Source organism: Paraburkholderia kirstenboschensis (genome assembly GCF_904848585.1).
GTDB lineage: Bacteria > Pseudomonadota > Gammaproteobacteria > Burkholderiales > Burkholderiaceae > Paraburkholderia > Paraburkholderia kirstenboschensis.
The window spans coordinates 110,085-121,153 of sequence record NZ_CAJHCR010000021.1 but is presented as its reverse complement, the minus strand read 5'-3'; the positions used below and the strand labels follow the sequence as shown (position 1 = coordinate 121,153).

Sequence of the window (11,069 nt, the reverse complement as noted above, 5' to 3'; positions counted from 1 at the left end):
GGAAACTGATTGCGCGGGACTCAAGGGCCAACGCATCTCACCGCACCTGGTCCGGCACGCGACTGCCATGCACCTGCTTCAGGCTGGAGTTGACCTCACGGTCATTGCGCTGTGGCTGGGTCACGAGAACCCGGCGACCACGCACATGTACATAGAGGCAGACCTGGCAATGAAGGAAAGAGCCCTCAGTACGCTTCAATTGCCCCAGAGCAGGCAACGGCGCTACCGGCCCACCGACCGTGTGCTGCAGTTCCTCGAAGGCTTGTGATTATGCTCGGCCGCGTGAACTGATCCGATCGGTGAGCCCAGCAATGCTCAGGAATTCAAAGGCTCGCGCGGCACGGTCCCGTACGTCGATTCATATCGGTACCCACGCCGCGCACTCCGTTGTCCTCAGCGACAAACCGTGCATAATTCCGGGGCGTCCATAAAAGGTTCTATAGAAACATTTCTATAGTACGTTCAACTGGTACTGGCTTGTCGACGGACTAATCGCTGCGGGCCTTGCCTTGCATCTCGCCAACACCGCGGCAATCAAGCAGTACGAGGGCCTGAAGTATGCGGGCGACGAGCGTGACGCGGTGTTCCTCGCCCACATCTTCCGCCTTGGACTCCTGCCTGAAGGCTACATCTATCCACCAGCGGAGCTGGCGTTGCGCGATCTCGCCCGCAAGCGGCTACAGCTAGTGCAGCAGCGCACGCTTCATATCCTGAGCATCGAGAGCCTACTGGCGCGGCAGATCAACCTCCGGATGAACCGCGAGCACGTCCAGCGACTGGATGATGGCGCCATACGTGCATTCGGCTTACCGCCGCATGTCGAGCGCGCGTTGATGGCTAACATGGTGGTTCTGCGCACGCTGCGGAGCGAGATAGTTGCGCTCGAGACGATCCTGCTCCACGAGGCGCGGCTACGCCCGGAATTTCTCATGCTGAAAACAGCGCCGGGTATCGGCAATGTACTCGCGGCCACGATCATGCTTGAGACACGCACCATTGCCCGCTTCGCCAGCGTTGACCAGTTCAGTTCCTACTGTCGGTGCGTCGACAGCAAGCGGATCTCGAATGGCAAGAAAAAAGGCGAAGGCAATGCAAAGAACGGCAACAAATATCTCGCCTGGGCGTTCATCGAAGCGGCAGCTGGGGCGCTTTGCTACTGTCCTCAGGCGAGAAGCTTCTATGAGCGGAAAAAGGCCAGACGTCTTCCGGTAGTCGCGATGAAGGCGCTTGCGCACAAGCTGGCGCGGGCGTCCTATTACATGATGCGTGATAGCAAACCATTCGAGGTAAAGCGATGCTTTAGTTAGGTCTGGCGGGGGGCCGAGAGCCCGTTAAAGTTGTTGGTCCGAATCCATCGAGTTGATTGTGCCCGGTCCCCGGCCATCCTCCTGCGAACCCTGAGACGCCCAGACCGTGAGCCAATAGCTGTCCGGTACCCGCAACTGTGTCACCCCTTTGCCCGCCGTCTCGGATCGGTGCTTCACGTAAAAGACGCTGGCCTTGTCGCTATAGAACGCGACGGGCTTGCCATGCGCCGCCAGATACTTCTGCAATGCCTCGAAGTAGCTGAAGGCCGACTCTGTGGCCGTGAAGTGCAGCGCCATCAGCCGCCCGGTCGCATCGTCGATAAACACCAGCAGCGTGCAGGCCGGCCCACGGCCCTCGAACCAGCGATGGTCGCTGCCATCGATCTGCACCAGCTCGCCCAGACATGCACGACGGTTGCGCGGCTGGTGCACCCGCGGTGGACGCTCCTTGCGCGGAATCCACAGCCCGGCTGTGCGCATCAACGTGCGCACCGTCTCGACCGCCAGATCAATACCGTGACACTCCCGTAACTTCTCGCAGGCCAGCGTCGGCCCAAAATCCGGGTAGCGCTCGCGGATCAGCGCCAGCGCCCGCTGCGCCTTGCCGGCCGGCAACTGGTGGTTGCTCGGACAGCCTCGTTTGCCCGATACCAGTCCCGCCACACCGGCCGCCCGATAGCGCGACACCAGCCGCTCGACCTGACGCACGCTCAGCCCGAGCCGCGCGGCGGCCTGGCCAGGCTTGAGCCGGCGCTTCCATCACCGCCTCGATGACCTTGAACCGATCAATCTCGCGCATCGTCATCGTGATCGTCCCAGTCGCGTTCATCGCCGGCTCCAGTGCAGATGTCCGGCGCTCAAACTACCAAAACACGACATTTCTATTTAGCGGAAACCCGACATTTGTATTTGGGACCTACATTTTATGTAGGAATGCTTGGCACAGGTGCGGATGTTTTCTAAACCGGGGTCCCATCCGCACCATACGAGTCAGCACGTAGGGAGACTCCACCGGTTGCCCGGGGCGTAGCGGTGATAACCCGCGCGTTATCGCGGCATTGCCCAACGTGCAGCGCAAATCCGTTCGCTACATACTGCCACGTGCAGTGGGGGAGGCGTGACACGGCCGTGAGGTCTGAGCTCGCGTACTGCGTCCCGACGGAGAAGACCGGCGCCGCGTCGTTCGGGTGTCCGAATGGGTCTCGGGCAGGTTTATGCCCCATGCCTCGTATAGGCACTCCCAGCCGGTGCCTTTCTGAGGCATCCCTCGTTCCACCTTCCACTCCCAGTCCAACAATGCCGCCGCCCTTTCGGTCGCCAGGAAACGACGCCAGTGGGCGCGATAAGTGGCTAAAAAGCGGTGATCGGGCAGCCGCACTCGACCTGACCTGACATACCGCTCGACCCCGCTTTCAAATCGATTAATCCTCTGGTCCACAGATCGCATTTGCGCATCCGCTGCCGCCCACAGGCGGCGCGTCTTCAGCGAGGCGGTTGCTCCGGGGTGTGATGGCGATGATTGACTCCAAGCCAATGGCAGCCGCGGCTCGGCGAGTTCCAGGTAGCGCGACAGCGGCTCGTATATATGCCTGAAAACCGGGTTGGTTCTGAGCAGTTCGTGATGGCATCCTCGTTTCTCATTCCGTTCCACACAGTCACGCCTTGACTGCTAATGCGCCGCGCGGATCGCAAAGTCTTACGGAACAGCTGAGCTGCCTTCGGGGTGCCGCTGACGATAACCGGAATTCCGACTACGTTGGTGAGATTGACAAAGAAGTCGAAGAGCGGGTCATTCCTGGCTACCGCCTGCAGCGCGTACTGCATCTCATCGAGGACAATCAGACCCGTGTGATGCCGTTGACAAATGCGGTGGAGCTTGTTCGCGTAGTCCGCCAGCGTGGCTCTCACCCCGGCTTCCTCCGTATAGTCTGTCCCGAGCAGTTCATCGAATTTGAGAATCAGAACCTTGAGCGTATCTTTGAGACTGGCGCTCTTCGGGCAGTCAATCTTGATCCAAACTACCTGACTCAACCCGTATTCCTTATGAAGGATCACCTTGGGGAGCAGACGGAGCGCAGATTCCAGCGCGGTAGTTTTTCCGCTGCCCGAGAGCCCGAAGATACCGGCACAGTATGCGTGTGAGCGCTGGTGTGGGTAGACGGGAGATAGCTGCCCGTCACCACCCGCCCTGTAACGGTCCTTCACGCCTTGTGCGTAATCGTCGCATATCTCAACTCCGATGTAGTGCTGACGGACGATCATCTGGATCGTACTGACAACATCGAGATGAGCGGGAAGCGCAACGACCAGGCGAGAAAGTCGCCCGATGGCACCCAATCGGTCACCAGCCGTCATACACCTGGTCGCTGCCTCGGACATTCAAACGACGGATTTCCGCCCATTAGCGCCCGTTCGACCCCCAAGAGTTCTCGGGTTGCCGGCCACGATCGCACTCTGTACATGCACGATCAGAACGCGGAGCGGATCGTGCCGCCATCGACGCGGATCGTAGCGCCGCTCACGTAGTCGGCATAAGGGCTTGCTAGATAAGCGACCGCCGCCGCGATCTCTTCGGGGCGGCCAAGGCGGCCGACGTCGTTCGGCACCATGTCGCGAACGCAGCCGCGCTCAATCTCCTCCCACGTCTGACCCCATCCATGCTGCGGAGCGATCTTCTCGAGCAGTTCCCTGACGGCCGGCACGAGAATCGCGCCGGGTGCCACAATATTCGAGGTCACGCCGGAGTCCTTGAGGTCGCGTGCCAGCGAAACAGCCAGGTTGTGCCTTGCGGCAAGCGACGAGTTGTAGTCAGGCTGCATCGAGACCGGCTGACCGGCGAGCCCGCCGCCGATCTGAATCACGCGGCCCCACCCGCGCTCGCGCATGGCTGGCACCAGCCGCTGGATCATGCGCACGGCGGACAGGACATTGACCTCATAGGTCTCCATCCACTTGTCGGGTAGGGCAGTGCTCCAGTTCAGATGGTGATAATAGCCAGCGTTATTGACCAGTATGTCGATGGTTCCACCTTCGGTCGCCTTGGCGGCCACGGCATTGGCGCCCGCATCGGTTGCAAGATCGCCCAGCGCGACTTCGGCATGGCCGCCTGCCGCCGTGATCGCAGCAGCGACCGCCTCTGCACGATCGCTGCTGCGGCCATGCACAACCACCGTTGCACCCTCCGCGGCCAGCAACCTGGCAATCGCCTCACCTAGTCCGGCCGTCGATCCCGTCACCAGCACGCGCTTTCCGCTCAGATTCAGATCCATGAGTGTTTCCCTCGATCGCATTTAATTTCTACAAGCGTATACTTTCATGTTCTTAAAGTCTACGGGTGTTTGATTCATGAAGGCACTGGGCAAAAAAGGCGCGGCTACCCGCGAGGCGATCCTCGCATCCGCGCGTCAGGCATTTACGCAATCGGGCTACGATGTCGGCGTACGCGAGATCGCCGAGAACGCGGGAGTCACCGCGATGCTCGTGAATCGTTATTTCGGGTCCAAGGAACAACTGTTCGAGGAGGTGGTCGACCTGGTCCTTTCGGCTCCGGGAATCCTCACGCGGGAAGTGATGACGAACGCGCCTGACGTATCGACGCTATGCCGAGACGTCGCTGCCGCGCTCGTGGCGAAAACGGCACCGAACATCACGTCGATGGACGGGTTTGTCATCATGCTGCGATCGGCGAACAACGGGCACGCCACAGCCATTCTGCGCAGGAAGTTTGAAACGCACTTTGCCCGACCGTTATCTAAGCTGCTGCCTGGCGAACAAACCTCGCAGCGGGCCGCGATGTTTCTAGCCGTCATTGCCGGCTTTCAGGTCATGCGACAGGTCGTCGAGATGGCCGCATTGGCGCACGCTAAACCGGATCAGTTGGCTCGACAACTAGAAGCGCTTTTCGGGTTGCTGATTATCGGAACTCCGATCAAGCACTCGACTGGCTGAAGTGTTGCGACACATCGCGCGGGGTAATACGCTGGCCCCGTTTCCAAGACATGCAGGCGTCGGTTGGGGCCAAGTAGCGGTCGTTCCATCCGCAATGTCAAACGTTGTTACATGGACATAAGCGACCGTTCGCAAGGCCTCAGGCGCACGAATTCGCAAGCGGCGCAGAATCCCGGCTAGTGAGGCGGCATACTTTGCGCGGCCCGGCAGAGGGTCCGCGGACTTGCGGCCTCGACGCGCACGCAGCCATGTGTGATTGACCACGCAGATTCCGGCGAAACGTAGCACACTGTTGGTCGTTTCGCTGCGAGCCCAACCCGACCTGCGGGGAGAGAGACTAACCCCAACGCGATCTTTCCGATGAAACTCCCTTCGCTACGTGACTGGATTTTTTCGCTAAAGACCTTTCTCTCAGGGATGCTCGCGCTTTACATCGCGTTCTACTTCGACCTTCCGAGGCCATACTGGGCGTTGGCATCGGTCTATATCGTATCGAACCCGTTTGTCGGAGCGACACGATCGAAGGCGCTATATCGCGCGCTTGGTACCGTGCTTGGCGCGCTTGCCTCCGTCGCCCTCGTGCCGCCATTCGCGGAGACGCCTTATCTGTTGAGCGCGCTCATAGCGCTATGGACGAGCGTGTTCGTGTACATTTCGATCTCGACGCGAGCCGCGCGCAGTTACGTGTTCCTGCTCGCCAGTTATTCGCTGTCCGTCATTGCCCTGCCAGCCTTGTCGAACCCATTGACCATCTTCGATGTTGCAGTGGCGCGGACCGAAGAAATCACGCTTGGCATCGTCTGCGCGAGCATCGTCGGCAGCGTTCTTTTCCCGAACCGGCTCGCGCCAACGCTGATCGAGCGAACCGACTCGTGGTTCCGCGAGGCCACCCTCTACCTGAAAGAGTCGCTGGCTGGCCGAGTCGCGGGAGCACTGGTTTCGGGAAGCCGTCAAAACATGGCGACGAGTGCGCGCGGCTTCGAGTTGCTGTTGAGCCAGCTGGCGTACGATCACGTCAGCCCCGTGATACTCGCTCGCAGCGAGGAACTTCAAGGCCGGATGGAGCTGATACTGCCGATCACGTCGGCGCTCGCGGACATACTCGCGGCCGCGCAGAAATCGGGCTCCGACACGCCCGCAGGCATCGGCGAACTGCTGCGCGATATCGGACGCTGGATGGACGCGCCGCTCAGCGAGGAGCCGGAGCGCGAGGCGCCACTATTGCGGATGCGTATTGCGCAACTGGAATCGGCCCGTAACGAACTGACAACCTGGCAGGCCGCGTTGTTATCCAGCGCGCTCTGGCGGTTGCGGCAGTTGGTGGATCTTTGGGTCGATTGCCGAACCCTGCGCCTTATCATCGTTCACGAACGAGGGAACTGGCGGCCGCGCTTCCGACATTGGCGGGTCGGCACCCGGCACGCGTTTCTCGACCGTGGCCTTGCCTTGTTCTCCGCCTTCTCGGCGGGACTCGTCGTTTTCGTTTTGTCGTGCCTGTGGATCGCTTCCGGCTGGCAGGACGGTGCGGCGGCTGTCTCGTTGGGCGCTATCGGCGTCTGCTTTTTCGCCGCACTCGATGAGCCCGTGCCCATGATGATCACTTTCGTCAGGTGCGCGACGGTGAGCGTTATCATTTCAGCCTTTTATCTGTTTGTCGTGTTACCGAGTGGCCAGGACTTTCCGCTGCTGGTCATTTTCTTTTCTTTCGTCTTTGTTCCACTTGGACTATTGATGCCTCGCCCGAAATGGGCGTTGAGATCGACCCTTGTTTCGCTGACGACCGCGACCTTTCTCGGTATAGATAGCGCCTATGACGCGAACATTCTCAACTTCCTGAATGCCAATCTGGCAGGGCTGGCCGGGGTGCTCTTCGCTTCATTGATGACGGGGGTCATCCGCCCGTTCGGAGCAGATGCCGCGGCGGCGCGACTGACCCGGTCCAACTGGAGGGATGTCATTTTGAGCGGGTCCAAGTTATCAGTCGATCAGCAACGCGAACTGAACGCGCGCATGCTCGACCGGCTCATGCAGCTTATTCCGCGCGTGGAGCCAAGCGAGGACTACACCCATCCGTCGATCGAAAGCCTGCGCGACATGCGCATCGCGCTCAATACACTTGACCTGCGCAGACTCTCGGGCAAGTTTCCCGGAGAGTTGCCAGTCGTGTTAAACCGGGTGCTCGACGACGTTCGGTCGCACTATGAACGGTGCGTCGAATCGGGTCACCGTCAAAGCGTACCGCTGACACTTGCAATCGACGTTGATGCCGCCATCGGGCGGATCATGGCCAACTTCGCGGCCGAGCCGGATGCACCCGGCTACAAGCTGCGCAAAGGTGCGCTGCATGCGCTCATTGGACTCCGGCTGTCGCTGTTTCCGGGTGCGGCGCCTGGCAACGCTTCCTGATCGGCGAGCGGTTAATGGGTGATTGTTGTTCCGCGGGAAGCAGCCTCCTGTCTGGCAGAACCTCGTATGACCGAAGAGGGTCGCGTACAGCTGATCGCCCTTCGCCCGCTGCGCTACCTCGATAAGCAGCAGGCACCAGGCGCTGATCGGCCAATTCTTGCCGCTCGACTATCCCACGAAACGGTCATCCGAACGGCTGGTGCACTTCGAAACCTGCCAGATGCCCTACGGAAGAATCGGCCAAACCTTTCGCGCTGCGCGGCCCCAAGCCATCTCTGAATGTCCGGTTTCAAGGAGGCGGAATAGGGGCCATCCGCCCCTATGTGCAGGTCGTACCGGAGGGGAGGGGCGTGGTCGACCCAGCGGGGGCGCGGTTTACAGCGAGGTCGATCAGCGTAGTTCTGAACGTAGTTTCCGCTGCCGCACGAGGCGGTAGTCGCTTTGGCTTGGGCCACGAGAGTCACCACGAACACTCACGGCCACGTCGAGACCACTCTTTCGATGAAAGAGGTAGCGCTGCGCGCGCTGGTCAGTAGATGACCGGCATCGGGACGATCCCGTCAGGCCAGCGGCCGGATGTTCTGGTTCATGCGGAAGAAGTTCGTCGGATCGTACTTGGCCTTGATCTGCTGAAGCCGTCGGTAATTGGGACCGTACGCAGCTGCAATTGATTCGCCCGTCTCGTCGTCGTCCAGGTAGTTGACATAGCGACCGGCGGCAAAGAAAGGTCGCATCGCTTCGTAGGTTTCGCGAGCCCAAGCGACGCAGGCGCCGGTCTGCGCCGGCTGCATCCATTGAGCGAGCACGAGGAAGTTGTAGCCTTCGCTGCGGTGCGGAAAGGCCGCATCGCTAACATCTACCCGGGTAACCGCACCGTGGAAATGTTCGAGGAGCAGTTGGCCCATTGTCGTCGGGCACCGCGCGAAGCAGCTAATCATGGTGTCAATCGCAGCGTCGCTCAGATCTGTGAGGAAGTTGGACTTCCAGTAGTTGAGAGCTCCTTTCGGGAACGCGGCGTCGAGCATGCTGTTGAGCTGGGTGTAAGGGATCGGCCCAACGGCATCCAAAATGGGAAGCGCGAACTGTTTCAGCGGCCGCATGGCCTTTTCGGCGTCTTCCAACGGCCCGCAATGGCAGGTGACCAGGGCGGCCACTTCCGTGCCGGACCCGTCCGGCGCATGCGTCAGCGATGCGAACAGTGTGTGCTCATCAGGTAGCGATCGTGTGCTGTCGCGGAAGAATTCGAGCAGGGCGCGGGAGCGTTCGATCGGGTGGACGATCGGGCCGCCCGTAATGGTCGGCCCAACCGGGTGGAGTTCATACTCGAAGCTCGTGGCGACCCCGAAGTTTCCGCCGCCGCCGCGAAGCGCCCAGAAAAGCTCGGGCTCCTGGTGCTTGCTCGCCCGCAAGACCTTGCCGTCAGCCGTGACGAGCTCCACCGCGCGCAGATTATCGAGTGCGAGGCCGTATTTGCCCATCAGCCAGCCCACACCGCCCCCGAGGGTAAGCCCGGCAATGCCCGTGCTGGAGACCACGCCCCCGGTGACGGCCAGGCCATGCAACTGCGCCTCGCGATTGAGTTCGCCCCAAGTGACGCCGCCTTGCGCCCAGACTGTTCTGCTCTCCCAATCGACCTGGATGCCCTTCATCGGCGAAAGATCGACCATCACCCCACCATCAATCGTCGCCCGTCCCGCCACGTTGTGGCCGCCGCCGCGAATTGCGACCTCGAGGCCGAGCCTGCGGGTGAGATCGAGGGCTCCGACGACGTCGGCCACGCCGTGGCACCTGGCGATCAAGGCGGGCCGCTTATCGACCAGGCCGTTGTGGACCCTTCTCGCATCCTCATAGCCGGCGTCCGTGGGTTTCAGGAGCTGCCCTCGGAAGGTGGCAGCAAGCTCGGCCGCAGCGTCGGCCAAGGATCCAATCGGCAGCATGACGTTTTCTCCTCGAAGTCGCCCCCAGTCGTCTGCGTTCGCATTGAGCTTGTGTAGCTTGGTTTGTTATACGGCGGCGCCGATAGGACATGCAGACTAATGCGAGGCGCAATCCGCCACGCATTTCTCTGCTCTCAACTTAATTGGCTTCCGTCGAGCAGCAGGTAGTCTGTCCAAAAACCGACAGCGTGCGTGTTTGCGTCGGGCGTAAAAGCGGATATCTCGCTTCCGTGAATTGGCCGGAAACTGCGGTTGTACGTCGAACTTGCAAAGCAGGTACGCGCGCTGAACCTTGCTATAAACGGGAGGACGAAACATGTGTCGGATATCGTCTCCCCGCGATCATTCGCTGCTCGGCGCGATAGCCCAGGCGCGATAGGACAGAATGGCGGAGAACCCGACGATGCTGTCGGTGAGTCATCATTCTCCCGGCTCAGTGACCCAGACCGCGGCTGGCGATCTGCTGCTCCACGTACTGGGCGAACAGCGCGTGCAGATGCGTCGTCGGATGAAGGTCGTCGGCGAACATGTATGTCTGGTCCGCGTTTGCGGTCACGTAGGTCGGCGGCGAGCACAGCAATGCCGTGGCATGGGGCGTTTTCCTGGGGTCGCAGGCGACGCTGGTGTTCGACACGGCGAAGCCATTGGCCTGGAAGTTCGCGACGATCTGGTTCAGCCAGCTGTAAGAATCGATCTGGATGACCTTGCCTTGCAGGCCATTGCTTTGCAAGGCCGCGTTCAGGCTACCGTTGAAGAGTTGCGACAACTGGGCAAGGTTGGCCCCACCGTCGGCCGAGGCAAGCCCTCTGGGCGACAGACCGATGTTTGGAACATTGACCACCACGATATGCGCGGCGCCGTTCTGTGCAATCTGCCCGACAATCCCAGCCAAAGTGGTAGCCGCCGTCTCCACGGTCTGCGCACCGGCCGGCAGCGCCCCGGCGCGAAGCACATCGTTCGCGCCGGCCCAGACGAGCACCAGTTGATTGGCGTTAAAGCTCCCGTGAGCGGCCAGATAGCGCGACACCTGCTGATTGACGGGCATTTCGACGTCGCCGATTACGTCGGCTAGAAAGTCGGACTGGTTCGCCGGCGTTGCCACCGTGGCACCACCTTCCGCATAGCCGAGGCCGCTCTGCGCACTGAGCTTATGCGTGAGGTCGATCGTGTACGCAGCGCTTAGCGTATTTCCGTAGTATTGCGCAACATCCTGAGTCCACACTTGTCCGGGATTGGTCGTGAAACGCCCCCCGCCAACCGCGCTTGCGATCGGTGCATAGGTCCCGACGTCCGAAAGACTGTCGCCGAAAGAGACAATCTGCAGATTAATGCCGCCTGCAGGTGTGGCCGCGCTGCCATTACCCGAACTGCCACCGTTCCCGCCGCATGCCGAAAGCAGTGAGATCGCCACGGCAAAAACTGCAGCACGTACCTTGTCATTTATTCCTCGCATCGCTACGCCTCCTTAACG

7 protein-coding genes and 2 pseudogenes are annotated in these 11,069 nt (G+C 60.7%); 4 read left to right on the top strand and 5 right to left on the bottom strand.

What is annotated here, in order from left to right:
• Positions 1-268: tyrosine-type recombinase/integrase (locus JMY24_RS33280; RefSeq protein WP_201703662.1), on the top strand; the 268-nt coding region annotated here is incomplete at its 5' end.
• Between the two features lie 187 nt (positions 269-455).
• Positions 456-1,307: pseudogene (locus tag JMY24_RS33275) on the top strand (IS110 family RNA-guided transposase); the annotation flags it as partial.
• Positions 1,308-1,487: 180 nt separating this feature from the next.
• Here the strand turns inward: JMY24_RS33275 and JMY24_RS33270 are convergent.
• The 3 genes and pseudogenes from JMY24_RS33270 to JMY24_RS33260 all read right to left on the bottom strand — a co-directional run.
• Positions 1,488-2,136 (bottom strand): annotated as a pseudogene (locus JMY24_RS33270) (ISNCY family transposase); the annotation flags it as partial.
• Between the two features lie 653 nt (positions 2,137-2,789).
• On the bottom strand, positions 2,790-3,662 hold the full coding sequence (locus tag JMY24_RS33265; protein ID WP_236597640.1) for an ATP-binding protein: 873 nt from the start codon (positions 3,660-3,662) through the stop codon (positions 2,790-2,792).
• A 113-nt stretch (positions 3,663-3,775) separates the two neighbouring features.
• Positions 3,776-4,576: an SDR family NAD(P)-dependent oxidoreductase gene (locus tag JMY24_RS33260; RefSeq protein WP_128597181.1), complete on the bottom strand. Its 801-nt coding sequence runs from the start codon at positions 4,574-4,576 to the stop codon at positions 3,776-3,778.
• 76 nt (positions 4,577-4,652) lie between these two features.
• On the opposite strand from JMY24_RS33260, the gene JMY24_RS33255 reads away from it, so the two are divergent.
• Both JMY24_RS33255 and JMY24_RS33250 read left to right on the top strand, forming a co-directional pair.
• Entirely contained in the window at positions 4,653-5,255 is a 603-nt protein-coding gene (locus JMY24_RS33255; RefSeq protein ID WP_128591456.1) for a TetR/AcrR family transcriptional regulator, read from the top strand.
• 360 nt (positions 5,256-5,615) lie between these two features.
• Entirely contained in the window at positions 5,616-7,661 is a 2,046-nt protein-coding gene (locus JMY24_RS33250) for an FUSC family protein (protein ID WP_201703660.1), read from the top strand.
• Positions 7,662-8,221: 560 nt separating this feature from the next.
• Here JMY24_RS33250 and JMY24_RS33245 read toward each other — a convergent pair.
• Both JMY24_RS33245 and JMY24_RS33240 read right to left on the bottom strand, forming a co-directional pair.
• Entirely contained in the window at positions 8,222-9,598 is a 1,377-nt protein-coding gene (locus JMY24_RS33245) for an FAD-binding oxidoreductase (RefSeq protein ID WP_128597183.1), read from the bottom strand.
• 433 nt (positions 9,599-10,031) lie between these two features.
• A complete protein-coding gene (locus JMY24_RS33240; protein WP_201703659.1) occupies positions 10,032-11,051 on the bottom strand; it encodes an SGNH/GDSL hydrolase family protein in 1,020 nt (339 codons plus the stop codon).
• Between the last annotated feature and the right edge of the window lie 18 nt (positions 11,052-11,069).

Coding starts and splice junctions, on each gene's coding strand:
- JMY24_RS33265 (WP_236597640.1), bottom strand. CDS start 3,662: ATGACGGCTGGTGACCGATTGGGTGCCATCGGGCGACTTTCTCGCCTG.
- JMY24_RS33260 (WP_128597181.1), bottom strand. CDS start 4,576: ATGGATCTGAATCTGAGCGGAAAGCGCGTGCTGGTGACGGGATCGACG.
- JMY24_RS33255 (WP_128591456.1), top strand. CDS start 4,653: ATGAAGGCACTGGGCAAAAAAGGCGCGGCTACCCGCGAGGCGATCCTC.
- JMY24_RS33250 (WP_201703660.1), top strand. CDS start 5,616: ATGAAACTCCCTTCGCTACGTGACTGGATTTTTTCGCTAAAGACCTTT.
- JMY24_RS33245 (WP_128597183.1), bottom strand. CDS start 9,598: ATGCTGCCGATTGGATCCTTGGCCGACGCTGCGGCCGAGCTTGCTGCC.
- JMY24_RS33240 (WP_201703659.1), bottom strand. CDS start 11,051: ATGCGAGGAATAAATGACAAGGTACGTGCTGCAGTTTTTGCCGTGGCG.